Below are 22,207 nucleotides of genomic sequence, written 5' to 3' on the forward strand. Positions count from 1 at the left end.
AGTAATGGATACTCAAATAATCACGAAATTCAAGATCGCCAAGCCAACGAATGAAGTGTTTGAAGCCATAGTGAATCCTGAAAAAATCGGGAATTTCTGGTTCTCATCGAGTTCGGAAAGATGGGAAAAAGGCCGGACACCTACATTGAGATACAATGAATACGATGCAGAAGTGGTCATTCATGTATTGGAAGTAGAGGAAAATAGGAAGATCGTGTTTGCATGGGGCGGAAATGATCAAGAAACGATTGTTGCCATTACACTAAAAGAGTTGGATAAAACGAGTACGATCATTGAAGTGAACGAATCAGGATTGAGTGAAGACGACCCTGAAATAATAAACAAAATGATCGGACAAAAAGAAGGTTGGGTATATACATTAACCTGTTTAAAGGGTTATTTAGAAAATGGCGTTACTACTTTGAGAGCATCATTAGTTTTTTAATAAATTGCATAAACCCTCAATAAACTGGGGGGTTATGCTTTGCAACACTGGTGAAACAAATGGCATAATCCCACTTAAAAACAGTACTTTATAGTTCGACCTAATAATTGACATTTGAAAATCCGTGAGCTATCATCCTAATTAACCAGTGGTCAATTAATAAGGAGGTGACAAGATGTCGCCAAGGAAATCGGCAGGTCAAGAATTATCCAGGGACATGGTGTTGAATGAAGCTAGAAACCTTTTTGCAGCGTTAGGGTATTCGAATGTCTCGATGAGGCAATTGGCTAAATCATTGGATTGTAGCCATGGAGCCATTTATTATCATTTTAAAAACAAGGCGGAAATATTTTATAGTTTGGTGAAAACGGATTTTTCCGTTTTGAATTCTTCAATCGATGATATCATCCTGTCGGAAAATGACCCTTCCGTAAAAATGGAAAAGATTTTATTGTGCTTCTTGGAGTTCGGTTTAACCCAACAGAATCATTATTCCATCATGTTTTTATCGAAGGAAAAGGAAATTCAGCAGTTACTTCAATTCGATTCTAATAAAACATACGAAAAGCTAATCCAGTCCTTGACGGATCTAACGGACAACAAACTGAATCCTGCATCCATTTGGTCGATTTTTCTTTCTCTTCACGGATTCATAACTTTTTACATTAATTCTGAACTATCTTATCAAGATGTAAAAGGTTTAGCCTATTTTCATGTAAAAAATATCACCAAGAACATCATATAATTTTTTCGGAAATTATTGACCAATGGTCAATTAAACTTTGGAGGTTATGAAATGGTGAAGAAATTCCTTCATATTGAAGGACTTATGGTCCTTTTAGCGGTGATTTACATCTATTCGTTATATGAATTCAGCTGGTGGATTTTCCTTTTGTTGATTTTGTCCCCTGATGTTTCCATGCTGGCCTATCTGATCAATGACCGGATTGGAGCAAAGGTTTATAACGCATTCCATACTTATATCGTGTCCATCCTCATGATTTTGTTAGCCATATTCCTAAAGTCGGATGCATGGGTGATGATTGGTTTAATTTGGACCGCACATATTGGAATGGATCGCTTATTTGGATATGGCCTTAAATACACATCATCCTTCAAAGCTACACACATGCAAAGGTTGTAATAAGCTTAAAAGGCAGTGTGATTAAACATCACACTGCCTTTACTTTACACACCCCGCTTGTTACCCCATATATAGGTATGCAGCTGGGGCAGGACTTTCACATCATTCAATTCATCATCCGCTATCACTTTATCAATTAACTCTTCGTACTTCTTCAATAGGCCGCTGATCAATTGACGATCATCCGCCGTCCTGCTGTCGTCATTGCCGACCTGCAGATAAAAGGGAATATCCGGGTAACGCCCATGTACATGTTTAGCATATTGATAATCTTCCTCGTTAAAGACGACGATCTTCAATGAAACATGGTTTTCTGGGTTTCGATTGGCAAGATTCGAGATGATTTGGTCAAGCACGGTAAAGTCCGTGTCCATTCCAGAGCTCGGCGGCTTAGGTGAGATAGTCAGTTCATCAATATCGAGAAACCAATCCTGCCATCGGCTCCCTTGTGTTTCGACCCCTATTTTCATTTTATTTTCATGTAAGATCGCTATCAAGCCGTTTAGGTTTTTCAACAGGGCCGGGTTCCCCCCAGATATCGTCACGAAGGAAAAACCGGAACCCCCAATTCGCTTCAGCTCATCCCATATTTCATCGGCAGTCATCTGAACGGTATCTTCCTTACCTGTGCCATCCCAAGTAAAAGCGGAATCACACCAGGAACATGAATAATCGCAGCCGGCCGTCCGAACGAACATGGTTTTTTGACCAATGACCATTCCCTCTCCTTGGATGGTCGGCCCGAAGATTTCCATTACCGGGAGTTTACTCACTTTCCATCCACTCCCGTCTGGCTTCGGCATAGCTTGTCGGCGTTTCGTACAGTCGAACAAATTCGACTCTAGCACCCTCATATTCTTTTAATGAAAGGGCTTCGGCCATTTTTTCATAAATCCAGACAACCATATTTTCAGCTGTTGTATTCATGAGCGGCAGGGTTTCATTCAAATAACGATGATCCAGGTGGATTTCGATGTCATTTTTCCATATATCCTTGATGTCACCAAAATCTATCATCAACCCGCGTGAATCCGTATACCCGCTCAATCCGAAAATGACTTTATACGTGTGGCCATGAAGGTTCTTGCATTTCCCTTCATAGTCATGCAGATGGTGCGCCGCGTCAAAGGTGAATTCCTTACTTACGAGAACCCTCTTGTTTGTATACTTCAATTGGCTGCGCTGAATATCTTCATCTATTTTTTGGAGTTTATCCACTATCTTAAAACCGTACATCATGAAAGCACCTTCCGTCTGCTTACATAGTCATCCAGCCCTTTTTTCCGCAGATTACATGCCGGACAATCTCCACAGCCATCGGAGATGATTCCGTTATAGCAAGTCAGGGTCTTTTCGCGGACAAAGTCGAACGCGCCAAGCTGGTCAGCAAGCTCCCATGTTTCCTCTTTATTAAGCCACATTAGCGGCGTATCAATCACGAATGACTGGTCCATCGATAAGTTCAAGGTCACATTCAAAGATTTAATGAATACATCGCGGCAGTCAGGATATCCGCTGAAATCCGTTTCACAGACTCCTGTGACAATATGTTTAGCGCCAATCTGACTCGCCAGCACTCCGGCAAACGAAAGGAACAGCAAATTCCTCCCTGGCACGAACGTCGACGGCAGCTCCCCTTCTTCTCCGTCCGCCACTGCAATATCACTTCTTGTCAATGCATTCGGGGCCAGTTGGTTCAGCAGCGACATGTCAAGGATATGGTGGTTCACTCCCAATTCCTTGGCAATGTTTTGAGCGCATTCGATTTCCAAGCTATGCCGCTGATTATAATCGAACGTCACCGCTTCCACTTCCTCAAATCTCTCCAATGCCCAAAACAGGCACGTCGTACTGTCCTGTCCTCCGCTAAAAACAACCACTGCCTTTTCTTTCTTCTTCATTCTATAAAACTCCTTTTTACGGAAAAAAACAGCACCCTAAGAATAGAGCACTGTTTCTCCTTAGTTTTTTTGAGAGGGTAGCTAGAACCTCTTCCGCCTTAACGCGGAATATTATATTTTTCCAAGTCAATAGTAACTTGAAAATGATAAGAAATCAAGATGTTTATATAAAGTGAACATTAGACCTGATGGCAAATTTGGTTAACTTTTCATTACTTAAAAATCACATTAAAAATCCGATAAAAAAGAGTGAATAAAATATCGGATAAAGGGGTCAAATAATTTGAAAAGCATTAAAGCCCGTATGCGGGAAATTGCTTTTTTTCCTCCCACATAAGGGAAGTTTCATTTTCATAAATTCGGGGAATATATAACTATACACAATAATGAACCATTAAAAAGCAAATCTATCAAAAGCGGCTGGAAGTGAATATTTTCCTTTGTTTTCAGAATATTTAGTGTATAATGAATATAAGGAATATTTTAACTCAAATAATCATTGCTTCCAATACCCGCTTTAAATCCCGACATTCCCTTTCAATACCATGCACGGTCACTTACTCAGCAAGGATCCATTACATGCTTTTTCTCGAATCAAACCATTCACAACTTTATTCACACAAAAACATAATTTCCACTCCAAAATTGCAAAAAAAGGTTAAAATTCACCAACGATATGTTACTATTAAACTAAGACCTTTTAACCCCATAAGGAGGAATTCATATGAAACGTTTTTTCAAATTCATCGCAGATTTTAACGAAAGAAAAGCATTGCAACGGGAAACCAAAGAATTCTTTCGCAAAGAATACGAAAATTATATGAAGATGAATCCTGACAATCAACGTAAAAAAAGGAGATTAGCTCCTAGATTTTATGTGATTGATGGCGGTAAAAAGGACTCCACCCTTGAGATTTCTGACAGAAAGAAATCAAGTTAACCTGATTCCTTCATAATTCAGCTACCCATGCTGTAACTCAAGACCCACAAAAGGTAAATCTATCCATGATTAACGGAGGTCCGTGACCATTCCATTCATTTACAATATATAAGCCGAAAGCCCAGATATGCTTCTGGGCTTTTTTTATTTTTCATTCTTGTATAAACACTATATCTATAGAAGAAACTAGGTATTTTTTAAAAGAAATGGGTTAACTTTAGTTCATTTCATTTTTTAGGTAAAAGGTCAATTATAGACCCATGGGTATTCCCGAAGAAAATACTAAAAAAAAGAGATGTGTTCTTTTACTCATCTTTGTCCATATTCAAAAGAGTTCAACTAATTGAGTCGTTAGATGCAATATTTCACATTGAATGACAAATCCATAAAAATTATAACGTTTATGTCAAACAATGGGTATAAACAATTAACAAACTGTAATAAACCTCACTTTTTTAAAAAAATATTATTCAAATTTAGCCATTATGAATTAGGTTCAAATGCTCATAAAACCATTTTGATTCTGACTGAAATGGGGCTTTATTAAACTTTCCATAATTTAGTGTAAATGAAACCTCGATTCCCTCGATTACCAGCCATATCTTTGTACTCATAAAATAATTCATCCCATTAGATACTATTACACCCTAATATACATATATTTGAAAAAGCTGATGATAACTATATTACGATAGAATAATTGGCTCTTGCCTATTAAGTTTAAAATCATGTAGTGTGTATTCAGTAATTCAAATATTTGAAAAAAAGAGAGGTTAAAAAAAAATGGCACCAATATTTATTTGTGCGATCTTTTTGCTTGGCTATGGCATTTTTGAACAAAAACGCCATCAGAAGCGTCTCGACTCCATCCCGGTACGTGTGAATGTGAATGGGATTCGAGGGAAATCGACTGTAACGCGTCTAATTACAGGTGTGATCCAGGAAGCAAAATACAAAACAGTAGGTAAAACAACCGGAACATCAGCAAGAATGATCTATTGGTTTACCGACAAGGAAAAACCGATTGTACGCCGCCCGGAAGGACCCAACATAGGAGAACAACGGCGTGTAGTTAAAGAAGTTGCCGACTTAGGCACGGAAGCACTGGTTTGTGAGTGCATGGCCGTACAGCCTGACTATCAACTAATCTTCCAAAACAAAATGATCCAGGCAAACATCGGGGTCATCGTGAATGTATTGGAAGACCATATGGATGTCATGGGACCGACTATGGATGAGGTTGCTGAAGCCTTCACTGCTACCATTCCCCATAATGGTCACTTAATAACCATCGAAAGTGAATATTTGGACTTTTTCAAACAAATCGCCAAAGAACGCAACACAAAAGTGATTGTTGCAGATAATTCAAGAATTTCCGAGGATTTCTTACGCGAATTCGACTATATGGTATTTCCGGATAACGCATCACTAGCCTTGGCCGTTGCGGAAGCTTTGGGAATTGATGAAAAAACGGCTTTCCGCGGCATGCTGAATGCACATCCAGATCCAGGGGCCATGCGGATCACCAAATTCGGAGATCGCATCCAGCCAACTTTCTTTGTCAATGGCTTTGCTGCAAACGACGCGGCATCGACGCTGAACATATGGGAACGTGTCAATACGTTCGGATACAGCACAGAACCTCCTATCGTCATCATGAACTGCCGTGCAGACCGTGTGGACCGTACCGAGCAGTTTGCTAGAGATGTATTGCCGTACATAAAATCCGAAATCGTCATTGCCATTGGTGAAACTACATCACCAATCACGAAGGTATTCGAGCAAGGTAAATTGGATACTAAAGAATATTGGGATTTAGAAAACTGGTCAACTGAAGAAATCGTGGCCCGTCTGCGCCCATTGATGAAAAATCGCATCGTCTACGGTGTCGGGAATATTCACGGTGCAGCGGAACCATTAATTGAAGCATTCATGAAATCTAAAACAAAGCAAAAAGCAAGTTAAGTAGGAGGAACCTTAATGTTTGGATCGGATTTATATGTAGCCCTAGTACTGGGAGTAACGCTTAGCCTTATATTTTCAGAAAAGACGGGTGTCGTACCCGCAGGACTTATCGTGCCAGGTTATTTGGCATTAGTATTTGATCAATGGGAAATCATGCTGACCATTTTGATCATTAGTGTCGTAACTTATTTAATCGTCACCCACGGCCTTTCAAGATGGGTGATTTTATATGGAAGAAGAAAATTCGCCGCCATGATGGTGACCGGGATTTGCTTGAAACTCCTATTGGACTTAGTCTACCCCGTCATGCCCTTTGAAATATTCGAGTTTCGGGGAATCGGTATAATCGTACCTGGATTGATAGCGAATACCATACAAAGACAAGGAATGCCATTGACACTTGGCAGCACGCTTTTATTATCCGGCATAACATTCGGTTTAATGAACGTGTACTACCTATTCTGAGGTGCAAAAAATGAAACGGACTTTAAATGCAAAAGAAAAAACACTTATCTTTATTAAACGCACGAAGAAAAAGAATCTTAAATACACTGGAATCATACTACCTATATTACTAATCGCTTTAGTCATTACCACTTGGATGGGACGGGCTGAGGAAGTGAAAACAGTCGCAACAAAATCCGATCAACCATTGACGATGACAATGGTCGGTGATGTGATGATGGGACGTTATGTTGAAGAAGTGACGGAAAAGCACGGGTATGAATACCTCTTCCGGTATATGAAACCCTATTTTGCCAATTCGGATTATGTCAGTGGGAATTATGAACATACCGCTTTAAAAGAAGAAGTATCTAACTACAAGGGAGCCGATACGCCCATCCGGTTAAACTCCAATACTAGCGGTGTGGAAGCCGTTAAAGATGCTGGCTTCTCTGTGGTGTCATTGGCAAATAACCATATGATGGACTATGAAGAACAAGGACTCCTTGACACGATTGATGAATTCAAAAGTGCGGATATGCACTATGTCGGTGTTGGATCTAACACCGCGGAAGCAAAAAACAGCATCGACTATGCGGATGTTAATGGCGTTCGTGTCGCAACACTTGGCTTCACAGATGTTTACGGTAAGGATGCCGTATCAAAAAGTGATAAAGCCGGACTATTGAACTCCAACCCTGATTTATTATTTGAAATGATCGGCAAAGCAAGTGATGCCAAGCAAGGCAACGCAGACTTGGTTGTGGTGAATATGCACTGGGGACAAGAGTATTCAACATCAACAACCGATCGACAAAAAGACTTGGCTAAAGCTATCATCGATGCGGGCGCTGACATCATCATCGGTCATCACCCCCACGTGCTTCAATCGTTCGATGTTTATAAAGATGGAATCATTTTCTATAGTCTAGGAAATTTCATATTCGATCAAGGCTGGACACGCACAAAGGATTCAGCCATGGTTCAATACCATTTAGCGAATGACGGAAAAGCTACAATCGATGTCGTACCGCTGCAAATTGAAGAAGCAACACCAAGGCCAGCTACCTCTTCCATTGACAAATCACGTGTTTACCGACAGTTGACGAAGGAAACGAGTGAAAAAGTCCAATGGTCTAAAAAAGAGGATCGCATCGAGATTTCCTTGGATCACAAGAAGGTAATCGATCATAAGGCACAGCGTGAACAAGAGGAAAAGGCAGCAATGGAAAAGAAAGCTGCACTGGAGAAAAAAGCAGCACAAGAGAAAAAGGCCGTACAAGCTAAACAACCTGGAATACAACCCATTCAGTAAGGAATGCTTTATCACTACTATTTGAAGAATGAAGACACACAACTTAGAATCTCAACGAAAAGGGGGAACAACCGATGATTAACCGTATGACGGGAAAAGTGCTCATATCCCTAAGCTTGCTCATATATATTGCTGGATGTTCGAAGACACCCCCTATTTCTGACACGAATGATCCGATAAAGAGTAAAACGGAACAATCATATGGGGTCAGTTCTTCAAATCCAATCGCAATAGATGTCGGGATGGATATATTGGAAAACGGCGGAACGGCGGCTGATGCCGCCATTGCGGTATCGTATGTATTAGGTGTAGTCGAACCTTATGGATCTGGCGTGGGCGGCGGCGGCGGTATGCTGATTGCCCCGGAATCCGGCGAACCCGAATTTATCGATTATCGTGAATCCTCTCCAGAAGACCCAAGTTCAAGACATGATACAGGGATTCCTGGCTTAGTGGCCGGCATGCAGGTCATCAGTGATAAGTATGGGAGTGTACCAATGGCAGACCTTCTTCAGCCGGCTATAGATTTGGCTGAAGAAGGATTTGAAGTCAACGAATCGTTATCATCACGCTTAGAAGCGGCTCAGCCAAGGATATCTTCCGATGCGACTTCACTTTTTTATCCTGATGGTGATGCCATTGAACCAGGCAAAACCCTCGTCCAAGAAAGACTTGCTGAAACACTGAAGGAGATCCAGCATGAAGGTCCTGATGGTTTTTATAAAGGCGAAATTGCGCGGGATATTAAAAGGGAATCAGATATCGACTTGATGGATTTAAAGCGCTATGAGGTGAAAGAACGGAAACCGGTCCAAGGAACATTTGCCGGTTATGATGTTTTTACCGCACCTCCGCCCTTTTCAGGAATTACCGTTCTTGAAATGTTAAAGCTAGCCGAGGAAATGAACCTAGGTGATTCTTCAAGCAAATCAGCTTATATGAAAGTCTTGGCGGGCATTACGGATACTGCTTATCAAGATCGGACCGTCAATGTTGGAGATGGAATAAGTCACTCCAAGGCGGAAAAATTGCTCTCCCCCATTCACTTGGATAGTCTTAAAAATAAGATCAAAAGTGAGAAATGGGAAGATAAAGAATCGAATGGTTCCGAAGAACATGAAAGTACGACACACTTTGTGGTAATGGACAAAAACGGCACTGTCGTTTCCACAACGAATACGCTCAGTAACTTTTTCGGATCTGGGGATTATACAAATGGATTTTTCCTTAACGATCAACTGAAAAATTTCAGGTCCGGCTTGAACTCACAAAAGGCATATAAACGGTCAAGAACTTTCACCGCTCCGACCATTCTCAAGAAACCTGGGCGGGAATCGATCGGGATCGGCTCACCAGGCGGTGATAGGATTCCGCAAGTATTGATGCAGGTTCTTTATTCTTATACAGAAAATGAAGGCTCGTTGCAGGATATCGTCGATCGTAATCGGTTCGTCTTTGATGGAAAGAAGATTTATACAGAATCCAGGCTTTCGGATGAAACTGTATCCGACTTGGAAGATTCCGGATACGAAGTCATTCAGAAGATTTCGCCCATGTATTATGGCGGGGTTCAAGGACTCGTTAAAAACGAGAAAAATGGACAAATATCCGGAGCTGGAGATAAAAGAAGAAACGGAAGCTGGAAAGCTCAGCAATAAACAAGCAATCCAGCCCCTCCTTTTCTAAATATCATATAAATTTTAGCGTTGTATAAGGGGATTTTGAATATGAATATCGTAAAAAAAATAACAAGCTGGGTAATACCTGTCCTTCTTGTAGCAGCCCTGCTTGTGACAATGAATACGTTTAAACGGACAGAAACGTTAACACCCGACGAGCAAAAGAAAATAGAACTATATACGACAGTCGAAAAATGAAAAAGCTGGGGCATCCCCGCTTTTTTTATTTTTGCAGTCAATGGGTATGGAAGATTAGATACACTACAGATACGGAGGATTACCATGATTGAAAATAGCTATACCGATTTTTTTGAACTGCAGGAAAATGAACAAGAATACCTTGATTACCGCATCATCCTTCATCACAGGAATCCTGATATTGCAGTTCTAGCCATCCATGGCGGAAATATCGAACCAGGTACGAGTGAAGTTGCAGCCGCACTTGGAGAGAGACTTTGTGCAAGCACCTACCTATTCGAAGGCCTAAAGCCAAGGGGCAACCAGGTCCTCCATATACCATCCCGCTTATTCAATGAACCGAGCGGCGTTTCAATGGCAGCGAACGCTCAGACCACCCTTTCGATCCATGGCCACTACGACGTACATAATGGGCTGGTTTACATTGGCGGAAGGAACGAACCATATAAGAACCTTATTCAGCAATGCCTCAACGAAGCTGGATTTCAAACTGATCATGCACCGCAGCACCTTTCAGGCATGAATGGAAACAACATCACCAACACATCCAAAACTGGCGCAGGCGTACAATTGGAACTTTCCACAAAGCTCAGAAAAAGCTTTTTCAAAGGTGATGACTTTACCAGTAAGAACAGGGTCAATCACTGTAATCTTCTTAAACGGTTCGTTACTGCCATTGAAAAAGCCACTCTTGAATATAAACAGGTTGAATGACCTTCTTAGTCGATGAGGCTTTCGGCTTGACCGAAGCTTTCGAATTTCTCGGCAAAATAACCTGACGAAAGGTTGGAGATATGAACGCCGGTGTTTTCCGTTGAATTGAGAAAACGGCCATCACCAAGATAAATTCCTACATGGGTCACACCCACCCTTGTTCCCGTGTCCCTAAAAAATACTAAATCCCCGGCCTTCGGATTATCGATTTTGGGCACCAATGAGAAGTAATCCTCTGCGGAATCTCGTTTTACAGAAAGGCCCTGCTCCTTCATGACCCAATAAATGAAGCCGCTGCAATCCATTCCGGTCATTGGATCTTCTCCCCCGAAAACATAGGTGAATCCGCGTAAAGTGTATGCATACTTGATGACATCATATGCTTTATCATATGCAGCCTCCTGGTTTACATAAAACGGAAATAGCGGGTTGCTGTATAGTTGAAGGTACTGCCCCTGCATCAACTCATCGGTATTTAAAGCGTTGCGGCTTTTGATCGCACTCATGGAAATGCTGTAATGCTCCGATATACTATTAAGCGTTTCTCCCATTTGGACGATATGCTCTCCTTTAGGAGTATATGTTTTGTACGCCACTTGGTATTTTGCAAAGTAATCTTCTGTGGCGGATCTAACCTGAACCGTTTCTGCACCATATCCAGAATTGACAAATTGGTTTTCGCCGACATAAATACCCGCAGTCACGACTTTTAAGCTGTCTTTTTCCAGAAAGAATATTATATCCCCAGTTTTCGGAGTGGCTGTATCCATCCCTTGCTTATAGAAACCATCTACTGTCAAACGGTCGACCGGCACATTTTGCCGGGAAAGCACCCAATGGATCAATCCGCTTGAATCGAACCCCTTTTCAGGCGTCTCCTCTCCAGCTGTCTTTTTAAACCCTATGAAAGATCTCGCATATTTCGCAATTTTTTTTCCTCTCTCCGACCATTGATAGATGGAAGGGGTATACGCCGTTTGAATGATCGTCAACTTTTGGCCCGCAAATAACTTATCATCCGGTAAACCATTCGTCTTCATCAATTGCTCAGCCGATATATCATATGTCTTGGCAATCGATTCCACCGTTTCGCCAGAGATTACAGTATGCACAGGATCTGCAGCCTCGGCCTTTAAACCAGGTAAGAAAGTGAAACTAACCATGAATACCAATGTCAGTATTATACAGCTTATTTTTCCATTAAACATTTTAACCTTCCTTTATACGCTGAAATATTTTTATATTTATGATGTTCAAGTAAATCCCACCATATGAACCTTCTATCCTATCATCCACCCAATCAGATGAGTCTTAATGTCTACAGTAATTATATTATCGGTAAAATAAACGAAACTTTCAGCCTACTTTTCCTAAAAACAAACAGTCGGATTCAATTAAACACCATAAAAGCAAACCTTTATTCCTATACCTCATCGATAAAAGTTGGAAATCGAAGAATTCCTAGAGGATTTTGTTTATCTTGGCAGTATGGGTAAAGGTAGATTAGAGAAATCCCGGTCATGATAAAGTCGTTTATATACGGCTTGCCCTATTTATGATGAGGATGACGATATAGGAGTGAACACTTTGATAAAAATGGAAGATATAGTTTTGGAGGGGAAATGTATTTGAGGTTTTGCATGATAACAAACGGAAATTGATAACGAAGGCGATGGGTTTTTGATCAGGAACCCAAATCCATTGGTATCACCCATCATCTAGCAGAAGTAACGAGAGGGAAAGCTAAATGACTTTTCCCTCTCGTTACTATGAATCTATAGCATATAAATTTGTGCAAGCTTTTAATACCCGTGCCGACTTGTCCGATTCCTATATATTATTCCCCTTTGTAAAAAAAGCATGGATACTTGACCCGATCCTCTAAATTGTACTTTTATACTTCCAATGATTATGTCCACCATAAAGAGATGTACCAGCGATTCACCTTTTTAGAATGATGTAATGGCAATCTAACAAAAAAGGAAACCACTGTAATGGCCTCCCTTTTTACAACATTTGTTATTCCCTACTTCTCTATCTGGAATTCCCCTAGCGTCTGCTCCAAATCATTTATTAACTGTGTAAGCTGCTGTGTATATTGAGCAAGTTCATTGGAAGAAGCAGCTTGTTCCTCCATCCATGATGCAATTTCTTCTGATGAAGCTGTCGTTTGCTGTAATACGGCGGTGATTTCTTCTATCCCTTTAATAACCGTTCCTTTTTGTTGAGCTCATGCCGGTGACTGCAGAAAACGCCACTTCTAATTTATGGCTAGACGAGACACCGCAGACGCTTGCGTCGAGGAGGCTTGGCAGGCAGTCGGCGGAAAGGGAAAGGGAGCGGATTTCTGAAATCAACTGAAACATTTTTTAAATAAAAAACTAGACCGACATTAGAATATCTCGGTCTAGTGAATTCGAAGCTGATTCTTTTCATGAAGGAAAGGTGATAACTCATTTTACTTTTTACCCGCCTTGGTGAATTGCTGACCAATTGCACCTATTATTAAAATGATGATCGAAATGAGACTGTAGTCCTTAAAAAAGGTCGTAAATGGAATTTCCAGAAATAAGAACGCCATCGTAATCAATCGTCCTATAAGCAGAATTATTCCGATAACTACCATCCAATTAAATAATTTTCCTAAAAAACCCATCTTTTCCTCCTTTATGACTTTCATGCATCATCTTTCTACAAGAATAAATATCCGGCATGTGGAAAAACCCTTCAGCCTGACATGTCGTTCCTTGCCCCATTACTCGGGGGCATCTTTGGAGATAGGTTTACCGGCTTCGATCAACACTTTGCTGCCCAGTAGGAAAAAACCTTGAATGAACAGCAATATACCCGTTCCTATAAGGAGCCATTCTATTTTAATGATGTCGGATATCGGTCCGAATACAAGCATTCCCAGGGGCATCATGGAAGTCGAGATCATTCCTAAAACACCAAATACCCTCCCAAGAAGATCACCCTCGATCTTCTCCTGTAACAAGACCATGGACGGCGTATTAAAAATGGGCATCGCCAATCCCACTACCCCCATGATGATCAAGTAAATCCAAAAAACGGGGATGATTCCAAGAGCGAAAGTACAGGCACCAATTATAAGGCTTGCAAGAGTCATCGTATGGATCTTGTTTTTAAAGCCTCCCCAGGAAGCCATGAAAATACCGCCTAGCATCATACCGATGGCAAAGGTGATTTCTATCGCAGTCAACCGCCATACATCATTCCCGAAAGAGCGTGTGACCTGAAGCGGTGTTAGGAATGCAACTGGTGCGGCAAGCACGAAGAAAAATGCGAAAAACATAAAGAACTTCTTAAGAAAGTCGTGATTCCTGATAAAACTGAAGCCTTCTTGCAAATCGGTGAAATAGCTGGTTGTTTGCTTTTGTAATGCCTTCGCATGTGCTGGAATTTTCAAAAAGGCCAGCAATGTGAAGATGGCAATTGCAGCTGTAATTACATCAATGAAGAAAATGGTTTCGATTGAAGCCATCGTAAGCAGCGCGCCGCTCACCATGGGGGAAACGAGCATCACTAGCGCTTGAATGCTTCCATTTGTCCCGTTCACCTTCGTAAGCTTATCCTCTGGAACAAGTTGCGGGAGAATGGCCCCTACTGCCGGAGTCTGGATCCCAGTTCCGATCGCACGGACAGCGGACATGACGAAAAGCAGCCAAAGCTCATCGTAGCCGATTAAAAACAAGATGGCCAATACGAGCGTCGAAATGGCAATCAAAGAATCCGAAAGAATGATCAGTATCTTCCGATTATAGCGGTCTGCCCATACCCCCGCGATCGGGGAGAGTATGAAGGTGGGCACGAAACCACAAACGATGGATATCGTCATCATGACACCCGACTGTGTATTCAACGTGATATACCACATGATGGCATACTGGACCAAGGACGAACCAAAGAGGGATATCGTCTGACTGCCTAGAAAAAGAGTGATATTCTTTTTCCAATTGTCCTTTTCTTGATCATTTAATGATTTCATCTCTTAAACACCTCATTCTATTTTCAATATTTTTTTCTTAATGCCCTAAAAAAAACACAGGCTATTTGCCTGTGTTTAGAGTAAATGGATCAGAACCTATCTAAAGAAACCTGAGAGGATGAGTATTTTAACGATAAAAAATCAATCTCCCACTGGCCTTCGGTTTGGTCAATACAATGGAGAATCTTACACTTATCCAAAATGACGCTTGGATAGGTAAAGTAATTCTCCCCATATAATTCTTCCATTTTAAAGTCAACTGAAATCGTGAAAAACCTTTGATCACAAAGGTTGCCCCGGCTTCAGCTGGACACAAAAAAAAGAGTTGAAATCGTCTCTTTTTTCTTAAATGCGTAAAATGAAGGTTTCCTTAAAAATAGACAGACCATTCCCATTTACCCTGCGGACGGCAGAGCTCTTGAACGTATTCAATTAACGGTTCAAAGATTGGAAACGCAGTCTGATAAATGTCACAAGGAAAACCTCCATTTCTCAAAAGTTAAAGTCATCTTAACATGGAGGCAACTGGAATATCAATAAAAAACTTCCTTCTGGCAGAAGCATCACCTCCGCTTTGGCCGAAATTCACCGTTCGTTTCCTTATGTACCCTGCTGCATGTCACACATCCATTATCCATCCATTCGTTTGACGGCGGCCGTATATTCCTTATGCCATTTTTCCCATTCATCCATTGGGAAGTCCTGATGGTGTCCATCAAGTAAATCACTAAACATATCAAGGCAAATATGCCAGCCTGCCAGATCTTTTGATGTATGATCATTAACTGGCGTGATGGATTCTTTCAATACCAATGAACATCTATCCTTTTCAGGGGATACCTCGAAACGAACCCAGCCGTCCCCCCATTCAAAATCTAAAACGGCAGATTCCCGGAAGTCCCTGATCTTCATATCGAAAGATTTCCCTGACCCATCATTGAAATTGAATTTTATCGTCCCATCTTTTCGGAGGTCCTTCATTTCCAGGTTGGACATCCACTTTTCCACCTTATCATTCTCCGTTAAAGCACCCCATACCTTTTCAACCGGATGATTGAGCAGGCGATCGAATCTTGCGATAATCCCATTACCTTCTTTTTCGATTACAGCTTGCACTTGGATTCCCCCCATTCAATTCGTTACTCGAGATTATTTTTATAATAAAAAATGGTCGGTTGGAATTCACCATTTGCAGATTTCGCATAATCAGGAATCCTGCCTGCCTGAATATATCCCAATGAGGTATACAGGAGATTTGAAGGATCTCCTTCCCTCGTATCAAGGACCAGTAATGTCCGCCCTTCCTGCTTGGCCTTCTGCTCAGCCTCTAGCATGAGTGAACGTCCTATGCCATTTCTTCTATAACCAGTATGTGTCATTAATTTTGCAATTTCCGCTCGATGGCCGCCATTTTGCTTTGAACATAAATGTAACTGTACACTCCCGACAATCTTACCCTGTAACTTAGCGACCAACAGAATCACATCACGATTCATGGCACTACCCCAGTAATCAACGGCCTCAGACTGTTTCATGGGTGGTAAAAAACCGATGGACGCACCATCATCCACCACCTGCACCAAAAGGTCGGAAAGTTCATTAAGATGGTATCCAATTGATGTTAATTGTTCGATTTTCACATCGGCATTCAAAGTAATCACAACCTTTTAGAAGATATAATATATTCACCATCCCTGGCGCTTTGATAAAGAAGTAATATGAGCCAGGTGATGTCGTCCGTGCCAAGCATAAATGCCTATATTTTCACCGACAGTCACCTTTCCTGAATCAGGATGGATGAATGTCCGGCTCAGGTCATCAGCATGAAGGTCCGATAAAAGTTTACACATTCGGATATGTATACTTTCGAGCAGTGATAGAGATACTTCAATCGGCAAATCATAATCAGGCAGCTCAGCCCATTGCCCCTCCTCGTACGGTTTAATGACAGGACTTTCTTCCGTAAGGGCCAATTTGAAGCGAATATACGCATTCATATGACTATCGGCAACATGATGCACCACCTGGCGGACCGTCCATCCTCCAGGCCGATAAGCCGTATCAAGCTGTTCATCATCCATGTTACCTACCGCTTCACGCAGCATCCGAGGCAAAGCTTCAATTTCTTTGAGCCACCCCTCGGCTATACCACAAGTAATTTCCCCGTCAAACTGAAACTTCCCGACCGGGTATCTTAAATCCATCTTCATTCCACCTTGATGTTCAATAAAAACAGCATCTATATATATTCTTTATCGATTAAGACAAATCCTTTTTCCGGCATACTTTGCTTTGCTCTACTCTCATCACTAAATATCAGGGAATTTATTCCACAACATTAGCACGAATACTATTTCCATATTTAGCAACCATAAACAAATGAATGGCATGTGCATCAATCCAAGCTTTCAACAATGGAAATGGGGATGGGATCATCTTGAAGAAAATCAGTTCGATACAAACCCTGAGCATCTTCTTTTTATCAATCGGCCTTCTTAATCACGTTATTTTGATCCCTTTCCTCCTATCCACCGGCGGAAGGGATGCTTGGTTTTTTTCTATCCTTACTATTGGATTGATCCCGATTTGGGCCTATATATTATCGAGAATAATCAAGAATATGGATAATCAATCCTTGACGGATTGGCTTGAAAATAGATTTGGAAAACACATTAAAAATATCGCTTTATTCTTTATCGTGATTTATCTGATCAGTCTTGTTTTGGCCACTACAAAGGAAACGATTGATTGGATCACGACAAGCTTTCTTTTTGAAACCCCAAGTTTAGCGATTATCATTCCGTTTACGCTGCTATGCATTTTTCTTGCCCATTCTGGTATGCGCTCCATCGCGATTTGCTCTTCTGTATTATTGCCAATAGTCGTCATTCTTGGCATTTTCGTTGCGACCGGAAATATACCGACAAAAGACTATAGCCACCTCCTTCCCCTTTTCGAGAATGGATATTTTCATGGCATAAAAACCCTTCAGTATTCTGGTTATGGCCTTGCCGAACTGATTTTAATCGCTTTTTTTCAAGAGAAACTTTCGGATAAGCTCAAGATAAAGGTATTAGTATTCTTATGCCTTGAACTAGTGTTTTTACTTCTTGGCCCATTAACAGCAGCACTCGCTGAATTCGGGCCGAGCTTAGCCGAAGTCATGAGGTACCCCGCCTATGAACAATGGCGTTTGCTGACAATTGGTAAATATATTGAACATACAGACTTCTTTTCCATTTACCAATGGCTTGCTGGTGCCTATATCCGTGTTTCAATGGCGTTATTCTTAATAATGGAAGTCTTTAAAGGAAAAACTAATAATGTGAAGCTTGGAATTCTTTTCGCTGTAGGTTTTCTGATGGTCGTCATCTCCATCGTACCATTCAGTAATTTCAAGTTCTTGCATGTAAGCCAGACATTCTACTATCCTGGCGCTTTTTATTTCCTGTTACTGTTGTCCGCCTTTTTGTTTATCGGCACTTTCATCAGATCTAAGGAGGGGAAACGACATGCGAATGAAACGATCCAAAAATGAGCCACCCCTCTTAGAATTAAGGGAGGAAACATTTCGGGAGTTATTCAGTTCAAGCTCAGATATCAAGTTTGAAATGATTTATATCGGAGAAACCGAAAGACCCATTCCTGTCCTTATTTTTTACTGCTCGGGTATGGCCGACATAAGTTTACTGAACGAAGGAATTTTGGAAAAGTTAAACAAAATGATGGAATTGGATGAGAGCATCGATGCCGAAGAATCAATCAACAAGCTAAAACCCTTGATAGACCTCAGGAAAGTAACCATCGATAGTGAATTCAATAACGTCCAGCAGCTGATTTTCTCCGGGCATGCCTTATTATTCATACCCTCAGTCCAAGAGTTATTTTCAATCGAATTGTCCAACGTGCCGAACCGGCAGCCCGAGGAGTCTTCCTTCGAGGTCTCGGTAAGAGGTCCAAGAGATGGGTTTGTCGAGGACATTTCCATCAATACGGCTTTAATCAGAAAGCGGCTAAAAACAAAATCGCTTGCCTATGAAGAGTTTATCGTTGGCAGGCGCAGTCAAACTAAAGTAGGACTGATGTACATGGATGACATCATCAATAAAGAACTCATTAAAAATGTAAGAACGGAAATTAACTCCCTTAATTTAGATATATTGGTGAGCAGCCAACAATTGGAGGAATTGATCACTAACAGTAAATATAGTATATTCCCACTCACCCATTATACGAGTCGCCCTGATTTTGTAGTCGAAGCACTCAATCAAGGAAGATTCATTCTAATCGTGGACGGCATGCCAACGGTAATCGTGGCCCCTTCTACCTTACTATTGCAAATAAAAACCGCAGAAGATTCGAATCTTCCTTATCTATTTGTAAGCCTTGAGCGACTTCTTCGCTTTATGGGGCTTGGCATTACCGTTTTATTGCCGGGGTTTTGGATCTCCATTTCCGCTTTCAATATTGAACAGGTGCCGTTCCCGTTACTAGCCACCATAACCCTCTCAAGGCTGGGGCTTCCCTTATCTGCCACGATGGAATTCATTCTCATGCTCATTTTATTTGAATTATTCCGTGAATCCGGGGTCAGGTTACCGAAAGCGGTTGGGCAGACAGTTGCGGTTGTAGGAGGCCTAATTGTCGGTGATGCAGCGATAAGGGCAGGACTGACATCACAAACCATGCTTGTCGTCACTGCCGTAACCTCTGTCGCATCTTATACACTTGTAAACCAGTCTTTAACAGGTGCCGTTACCGTTCTGCGAATGTTTGTGCTGTTACTAAGCTGCATTTATGGAATCTACGGCATGATAATCGGTTTACTCACCATTGTCACTTTATTATCCAGACTGGATTCCTTCGGGGTTTCATATATTGGCGGAATGAACCCGCCAAGAATCAAAAAAATCCTGGATTCATTCCTAAAGTCGCCATGGAATTCCATGAGCAAACGATCCTTGGCCGCTAATGATAAAACCAGAAAGGGGCAGTAAGGCCATGTTCCGCATCTGTAAAATTTGGTTGACCCTACATTTACTCCTATTTCTTTCAGGCTGTTGGGATGAAAAAACGATCCAGGACTTTCATTATATAACGGCCATCGGGATAGATTTCAAAGATGGGGAATACATAGTCTATACGCAACTTGTAGACTTCGCTGCGGTAGCTAAAACGGAGGCAAAGCCGACGCAAGCTCCTCCCGTATATGTAGGGAAACAAAAAGGACGGTCCATTTCAATCGCCATTAATCAACTAATGCGCAATACTCAACAGTCTCTCTATATAGGGCATGTATCCACATTTGTAATCAGTGAAAATGTTTTAAATCGGCAAAGCACAGAAATAGTGGATTATATATACAGAAACCAATTACTCAGATACTCAGCTAATATCTTTGCCACAAAAAGTTCCATGGAACAGCTTTTCTCCATTAATGGCTTTTTTAATTTGTCACCTTTATACTCGACATTATATTTTCCGGATGATGTATACCGGATTAGATCATTCATCCAACCCATTACGGTCCAAAGGTATTACTCTGACCAGCGCGAAAAAGCATCTACCACCATATTACCCTCCATTTCCTGGAACGATAAAGTTTGGAAGGAAAAAGATAAAAAGCGAAAAAGCCTCTATATGGATGGAGCATTTGTCATTTACTATAAAGTGTCCCAGCCCTGGTTCTCTGAAAAAGAATTGAGCGGTGTCCGCTGGCTCACTAAAAGGACCAACAAAACTCCAGTGAACATCACAATGAATAAGCAAGACATCTATGCCTCTTTCTCTCATCCGGATCATAAAGTGAAACCTGTTCTCAAGGATGGCAAGTACAAATTCGATATTGAAATTGACGTTTCCGGCAAAATACTGGGGCTTGATACCCAAATCGATATCGACAAAATAAAACGGAAATTCGAAAGCCAAATAAAAAAGGAAATCCTATCAACATTTAAAACAGGGCTCCAAAAGAACGCGGACCCTTTAAACCTAGGCAAAACCCTTTATATCAAAGAGTTAAAATACTGGCAAAAGAATCATTTAAAAGAGCCTAAGGATTATTTAGATAAGGATTCAATTCATGATATAAACGTAAAGGTACATATCCTTAACACAGGTGGCTTAGAAGCTAAACCACTAGAGTAATGAAGATTTGAGGATTCGGTTTGGAATTTATAATACCCAATATTATTGGATAATGTTGAATTCACGAGTAAATCGGCTTAATTCACGAGTATTTGTTCCAATTTCACGAGTATTTGCTCCAATCTCACGAGTAAATCAACTAAACTCGCGAGTAAACGCTGATATCTCATGAGATTACTGCTGTATTCTATGGATAATGCTCCTTTCACGAGTAAATCACCCAATTTCACGAGTATTTGCTCCAAACTCACGAGTAAATCGACTAAACTCACGAGTAAACGCTGATATCTCATAAGTTTGCTGCTCACCTTGGGTTTATAGCCGAAAAAATCAGGATGGTGCCTATTTGAGCTCCATCCTGATTTAGGGGTTTGGAAAATGCGGTCCGGAATTTGGCGGATAGCATGGTTAAATGGTAAATTTAGAGTATTCTAACATTTTGGGAGGCCATTTATGAGCATACAGAAGGCAACATTACATGAGCTGGAATCACTGACGGAACTTTTTGATTTATACAGGGTGTTTTATGAGCAAACCTCTGATCCTGGTCGTGCAAGGGAGTTTTTAAGGGAAAGGCTGACAAAAGGGGAGTCTGTGATTTTTATGGCGTTTGATGAAGGAAGTCCAATTGGTTTTGTACAATTGTATCCTTCTTTTTCGTCTGTGAGTATGATGCGGTCATGGATATTGAATGATTTATTCGTGAAGGAGTCCGCCCGTAAAAAGGGATTTGGCGAGGTGTTATTGAACGCGGCCATCGGTTTTGCACGTGAAACAGGTGCTAAAGGGGTTTCACTGGAGACTGGCCAGGATAATGTGAAAGCACAGAGACTTTATGAAAAGATTGGTTTCGCCCGTGAATCGAACCATTTTTATTATTTCAGCATTTAATTAAAAAAAGTGTAGGGAAAACCTTCCCTACACTTGGATGCTATTTATCTAGTATATTAATTATTTAGCAGTTTCCATGCTGGCTTGAATTTCTTTAATTAGAAGTTCGGCACCTTCTGGGCTAAGTATTAATTTACCGTCAGCAAGTTTCATATTGTCATCGGAAACTTCACCTGTTACCTGACAAGTCATGTTTGGTTTATATTTTTGAAGGATGATGCGCTCTTGTTCTACATAAATCTCCAGAGCGTCTTTCTCATTAATTCCTAAAGTTCGGCGCAGTTCAATTGGAATGACTACCCGCCCTAATTCGTCAACTTTACGTACAATACCTGTAGATTTCATTTAATTTACCCCACTAACTTTCTTGCGAATGTTGCATTTATATATTTCGTCACCATTCGACATTATTTGCACT

At 41.0% G+C, this 22,207-nt stretch carries 26 protein-coding genes and 1 riboswitch; of the genes, 15 read left to right on the forward strand and 11 right to left on the reverse strand.

Annotation, left to right across the window (positions count from 1 at the left end):
* Positions 1–4 precede the first annotated feature (4 nt).
* The 3 genes from ACFX4H_RS11795 to ACFX4H_RS11805 all read left to right on the forward strand — a co-directional run bounded on the left by ACFX4H_RS11795 (position 5) and on the right by ACFX4H_RS11805 (position 1,589).
* Positions 5–445 (forward strand): SRPBCC family protein, encoded by a 441-nt coding sequence (locus tag ACFX4H_RS11795; RefSeq protein WP_328138108.1) that lies wholly within the window; start codon positions 5–7, stop codon positions 443–445.
* Between the two features lie 175 nt (positions 446–620).
* Positions 621–1,190 carry a TetR/AcrR family transcriptional regulator gene (locus ACFX4H_RS11800; RefSeq protein WP_034309392.1) on the forward strand — a complete coding sequence of 190 codons (570 nt, stop codon included), beginning with the start codon at positions 621–623 and terminating at the stop codon, positions 1,188–1,190.
* A gap of 51 nt (positions 1,191–1,241) precedes the next feature.
* Complete coding sequence (locus tag ACFX4H_RS11805; RefSeq protein WP_034309394.1) at positions 1,242–1,589, forward strand: DUF4260 domain-containing protein; 348 nt, start codon at positions 1,242–1,244, stop codon at positions 1,587–1,589.
* 44 nt (positions 1,590–1,633) lie between these two features.
* Here ACFX4H_RS11805 and queE read toward each other — a convergent pair whose 3' ends face one another.
* Genes queE through queC form a run of 3 tightly spaced genes read right to left on the reverse strand, consistent with a single transcriptional unit; the run spans position 1,634 to position 3,490 of the window.
* Entirely contained in the window at positions 1,634–2,362 is a 729-nt protein-coding gene (queE, locus tag ACFX4H_RS11810; RefSeq protein ID WP_063575422.1) for a 7-carboxy-7-deazaguanine synthase QueE, read from the reverse strand.
* Positions 2,355–2,825 carry a 6-carboxytetrahydropterin synthase QueD gene (gene queD, locus ACFX4H_RS11815; protein WP_063590378.1) on the reverse strand — a complete coding sequence of 157 codons (471 nt, stop codon included), beginning with the start codon at positions 2,823–2,825 and terminating at the stop codon, positions 2,355–2,357. Before queD ends, queE begins: the two co-directional genes overlap by 8 nt.
* Positions 2,825–3,490, reverse strand: coding sequence for a 7-cyano-7-deazaguanine synthase QueC (gene queC / locus ACFX4H_RS11820; protein ID WP_034309401.1), 666 nt, complete (start codon positions 3,488–3,490; stop codon positions 2,825–2,827). The genes queD and queC overlap by 1 nt, the downstream gene beginning before the upstream one ends.
* Before the next feature lie 54 nt (positions 3,491–3,544).
* Positions 3,545–3,587, reverse strand: a riboswitch (PreQ1 riboswitch).
* Positions 3,588–4,214: 627 nt separating this feature from the next.
* On the opposite strand from queC, the gene ACFX4H_RS11825 reads away from it, so the two are divergent.
* The 7 genes from ACFX4H_RS11825 to ACFX4H_RS11855 all read left to right on the forward strand — a co-directional run bounded on the left by ACFX4H_RS11825 (position 4,215) and on the right by ACFX4H_RS11855 (position 10,745).
* The gene (locus ACFX4H_RS11825; RefSeq protein WP_241634984.1) at positions 4,215–4,430 is read left to right on the forward strand and encodes a hypothetical protein; all 216 of its coding nucleotides are present in this window, start codon (positions 4,215–4,217) and stop codon (positions 4,428–4,430) included.
* A 783-nt stretch (positions 4,431–5,213) separates the two neighbouring features.
* A complete protein-coding gene (gene pgsB, locus ACFX4H_RS11830) occupies positions 5,214–6,395 on the forward strand; it encodes a poly-gamma-glutamate synthase PgsB (RefSeq protein ID WP_034309408.1) in 1,182 nt (393 codons plus the stop codon).
* A gap of 15 nt (positions 6,396–6,410) precedes the next feature.
* A complete protein-coding gene (gene pgsC / locus ACFX4H_RS11835) occupies positions 6,411–6,860 on the forward strand; it encodes a poly-gamma-glutamate biosynthesis protein PgsC (RefSeq protein ID WP_034309410.1) in 450 nt (149 codons plus the stop codon).
* A 10-nt stretch (positions 6,861–6,870) separates the two neighbouring features.
* A complete protein-coding gene (locus ACFX4H_RS11840) occupies positions 6,871–8,154 on the forward strand; it encodes a CapA family protein (protein ID WP_052137322.1) in 1,284 nt (427 codons plus the stop codon).
* Positions 8,155–8,228: 74 nt separating this feature from the next.
* Positions 8,229–9,812 carry a gamma-glutamyltransferase family protein gene (locus ACFX4H_RS11845; protein ID WP_241634986.1) on the forward strand — a complete coding sequence of 528 codons (1,584 nt, stop codon included), beginning with the start codon at positions 8,229–8,231 and terminating at the stop codon, positions 9,810–9,812.
* Between the two features lie 69 nt (positions 9,813–9,881).
* Positions 9,882–10,031, forward strand: a complete 150-nt coding sequence (locus tag ACFX4H_RS11850) for a CapE family protein (protein WP_156319646.1) — start codon at positions 9,882–9,884, stop codon at positions 10,029–10,031.
* Between the two features lie 84 nt (positions 10,032–10,115).
* On the forward strand, positions 10,116–10,745 hold the full coding sequence (locus ACFX4H_RS11855; RefSeq protein ID WP_241634988.1) for a poly-gamma-glutamate hydrolase family protein: 630 nt from the start codon (positions 10,116–10,118) through the stop codon (positions 10,743–10,745).
* A 5-nt stretch (positions 10,746–10,750) separates the two neighbouring features.
* On the opposite strand, the gene ACFX4H_RS11860 is transcribed toward ACFX4H_RS11855, so the two are convergent.
* A complete protein-coding gene (locus ACFX4H_RS11860) occupies positions 10,751–11,953 on the reverse strand; it encodes a C40 family peptidase (protein ID WP_377435345.1) in 1,203 nt (400 codons plus the stop codon).
* 1,030 nt (positions 11,954–12,983) lie between these two features.
* Between ACFX4H_RS11860 and ACFX4H_RS11865 the strand changes: the two genes are divergently transcribed.
* Positions 12,984–13,106, forward strand: coding sequence for a hypothetical protein (locus ACFX4H_RS11865; protein ID WP_377435347.1), 123 nt, complete (start codon positions 12,984–12,986; stop codon positions 13,104–13,106).
* Positions 13,107–13,203: 97 nt separating this feature from the next.
* Here the strand turns inward: ACFX4H_RS11865 and ACFX4H_RS11870 are convergent, their stop codons facing one another.
* The 5 genes from ACFX4H_RS11870 to ACFX4H_RS11890 all read right to left on the reverse strand — a co-directional run bounded on the left by ACFX4H_RS11870 (position 13,204) and on the right by ACFX4H_RS11890 (position 16,955).
* Positions 13,204–13,401 carry a hypothetical protein gene (locus ACFX4H_RS11870; protein ID WP_249597339.1) on the reverse strand — a complete coding sequence of 66 codons (198 nt, stop codon included), beginning with the start codon at positions 13,399–13,401 and terminating at the stop codon, positions 13,204–13,206.
* A 99-nt stretch (positions 13,402–13,500) separates the two neighbouring features.
* Positions 13,501–14,751: an MFS transporter gene (locus ACFX4H_RS11875; protein WP_377435349.1), complete on the reverse strand. Its 1,251-nt coding sequence runs from the start codon at positions 14,749–14,751 to the stop codon at positions 13,501–13,503.
* 630 nt (positions 14,752–15,381) lie between these two features.
* Entirely contained in the window at positions 15,382–15,867 is a 486-nt protein-coding gene (locus tag ACFX4H_RS11880) for an SRPBCC family protein (RefSeq protein ID WP_377435351.1), read from the reverse strand.
* Between the two features lie 23 nt (positions 15,868–15,890).
* Positions 15,891–16,403, reverse strand: coding sequence for a GNAT family N-acetyltransferase (locus tag ACFX4H_RS11885; RefSeq protein WP_249597337.1), 513 nt, complete (start codon positions 16,401–16,403; stop codon positions 15,891–15,893).
* A 33-nt stretch (positions 16,404–16,436) separates the two neighbouring features.
* On the reverse strand, positions 16,437–16,955 hold the full coding sequence (locus tag ACFX4H_RS11890) for a YfiT family bacillithiol transferase (RefSeq protein ID WP_098937248.1): 519 nt from the start codon (positions 16,953–16,955) through the stop codon (positions 16,437–16,439).
* Positions 16,956–17,188: 233 nt separating this feature from the next.
* Between ACFX4H_RS11890 and ACFX4H_RS11895 the strand changes: the two genes are divergently transcribed.
* From ACFX4H_RS11895 to ACFX4H_RS11905, 3 genes are read left to right on the forward strand one after another with little or no spacing between them, the layout of a single operon-like run.
* Complete coding sequence (locus ACFX4H_RS11895; protein ID WP_377435354.1) at positions 17,189–18,289, forward strand: endospore germination permease; 1,101 nt, start codon at positions 17,189–17,191, stop codon at positions 18,287–18,289.
* Complete coding sequence (locus ACFX4H_RS11900) at positions 18,264–19,748, forward strand: spore germination protein (protein ID WP_377435356.1); 1,485 nt, start codon at positions 18,264–18,266, stop codon at positions 19,746–19,748. Before ACFX4H_RS11895 ends, ACFX4H_RS11900 begins: the two co-directional genes overlap by 26 nt.
* Positions 19,749–19,752: 4 nt before the next feature.
* Positions 19,753–20,898 carry a Ger(x)C family spore germination protein gene (locus tag ACFX4H_RS11905; RefSeq protein WP_241635003.1) on the forward strand — a complete coding sequence of 382 codons (1,146 nt, stop codon included), beginning with the start codon at positions 19,753–19,755 and terminating at the stop codon, positions 20,896–20,898.
* Positions 20,899–20,975: 77 nt separating this feature from the next.
* Here ACFX4H_RS11905 and ACFX4H_RS11910 read toward each other — a convergent pair whose 3' ends face one another.
* Complete coding sequence (locus ACFX4H_RS11910) at positions 20,976–21,191, reverse strand: hypothetical protein (protein ID WP_377435358.1); 216 nt, start codon at positions 21,189–21,191, stop codon at positions 20,976–20,978.
* A 160-nt stretch (positions 21,192–21,351) separates the two neighbouring features.
* Here ACFX4H_RS11910 and ACFX4H_RS11915 point away from each other — a divergent pair, with 160 nt between their 5' ends.
* Positions 21,352–21,789, forward strand: a complete 438-nt coding sequence (locus ACFX4H_RS11915; RefSeq protein WP_377435359.1) for a GNAT family N-acetyltransferase — start codon at positions 21,352–21,354, stop codon at positions 21,787–21,789.
* A 60-nt stretch (positions 21,790–21,849) separates the two neighbouring features.
* On the opposite strand, the gene ACFX4H_RS11920 is transcribed toward ACFX4H_RS11915, so the two are convergent.
* Complete coding sequence (locus ACFX4H_RS11920; protein WP_053536026.1) at positions 21,850–22,134, reverse strand: transition state genes transcriptional regulator AbrB; 285 nt, start codon at positions 22,132–22,134, stop codon at positions 21,850–21,852.
* Positions 22,135–22,207: the final 73 nt, after the last annotated feature.

It is taken from the genome of Peribacillus sp. YIM B13477, assembly GCF_042787955.1.
Classification (GTDB): Bacteria; Bacillota; Bacilli; order Bacillales; family DSM-1321; genus Peribacillus; species Peribacillus frigoritolerans.

Bases quoted from the DNA above. Each gene is read 5' to 3' on its own strand.
- ACFX4H_RS11795 (WP_328138108.1), top strand. From the start codon at position 5: ATGGATACTCAAATAATCACGAAATTCAAGATCGCCAAGCCAACGAAT.
- ACFX4H_RS11800 (WP_034309392.1), top strand. From the start codon at position 621: ATGTCGCCAAGGAAATCGGCAGGTCAAGAATTATCCAGGGACATGGTG.
- ACFX4H_RS11805 (WP_034309394.1), top strand. From the start codon at position 1,242: ATGGTGAAGAAATTCCTTCATATTGAAGGACTTATGGTCCTTTTAGCG.
- queD (WP_063590378.1), bottom strand. From the start codon at position 2,825: ATGTACGGTTTTAAGATAGTGGATAAACTCCAAAAAATAGATGAAGAT.
- queC (WP_034309401.1), bottom strand. From the start codon at position 3,490: ATGAAGAAGAAAGAAAAGGCAGTGGTTGTTTTTAGCGGAGGACAGGAC.
- ACFX4H_RS11825 (WP_241634984.1), top strand. From the start codon at position 4,215: ATGAAACGTTTTTTCAAATTCATCGCAGATTTTAACGAAAGAAAAGCA.
- pgsB (WP_034309408.1), top strand. From the start codon at position 5,214: ATGGCACCAATATTTATTTGTGCGATCTTTTTGCTTGGCTATGGCATT.
- pgsC (WP_034309410.1), top strand. From the start codon at position 6,411: ATGTTTGGATCGGATTTATATGTAGCCCTAGTACTGGGAGTAACGCTT.
- ACFX4H_RS11840 (WP_052137322.1), top strand. From the start codon at position 6,871: ATGAAACGGACTTTAAATGCAAAAGAAAAAACACTTATCTTTATTAAA.
- ACFX4H_RS11845 (WP_241634986.1), top strand. From the start codon at position 8,229: ATGATTAACCGTATGACGGGAAAAGTGCTCATATCCCTAAGCTTGCTC.
- ACFX4H_RS11850 (WP_156319646.1), top strand. From the start codon at position 9,882: ATGAATATCGTAAAAAAAATAACAAGCTGGGTAATACCTGTCCTTCTT.
- ACFX4H_RS11855 (WP_241634988.1), top strand. From the start codon at position 10,116: ATGATTGAAAATAGCTATACCGATTTTTTTGAACTGCAGGAAAATGAA.
- ACFX4H_RS11860 (WP_377435345.1), bottom strand. From the start codon at position 11,953: ATGTTTAATGGAAAAATAAGCTGTATAATACTGACATTGGTATTCATG.
- ACFX4H_RS11870 (WP_249597339.1), bottom strand. From the start codon at position 13,401: ATGGGTTTTTTAGGAAAATTATTTAATTGGATGGTAGTTATCGGAATA.
- ACFX4H_RS11875 (WP_377435349.1), bottom strand. From the start codon at position 14,751: ATGAAATCATTAAATGATCAAGAAAAGGACAATTGGAAAAAGAATATC.
- ACFX4H_RS11890 (WP_098937248.1), bottom strand. From the start codon at position 16,955: ATGGATTTAAGATACCCGGTCGGGAAGTTTCAGTTTGACGGGGAAATT.
- ACFX4H_RS11900 (WP_377435356.1), top strand. From the start codon at position 18,264: ATGCGAATGAAACGATCCAAAAATGAGCCACCCCTCTTAGAATTAAGG.
- ACFX4H_RS11905 (WP_241635003.1), top strand. From the start codon at position 19,753: ATGTTCCGCATCTGTAAAATTTGGTTGACCCTACATTTACTCCTATTT.
- ACFX4H_RS11910 (WP_377435358.1), bottom strand. From the start codon at position 21,191: ATGAGATATCAGCGTTTACTCGTGAGTTTAGTCGATTTACTCGTGAGT.
- ACFX4H_RS11915 (WP_377435359.1), top strand. From the start codon at position 21,352: ATGAGCATACAGAAGGCAACATTACATGAGCTGGAATCACTGACGGAA.
- ACFX4H_RS11920 (WP_053536026.1), bottom strand. From the start codon at position 22,134: ATGAAATCTACAGGTATTGTACGTAAAGTTGACGAATTAGGGCGGGTA.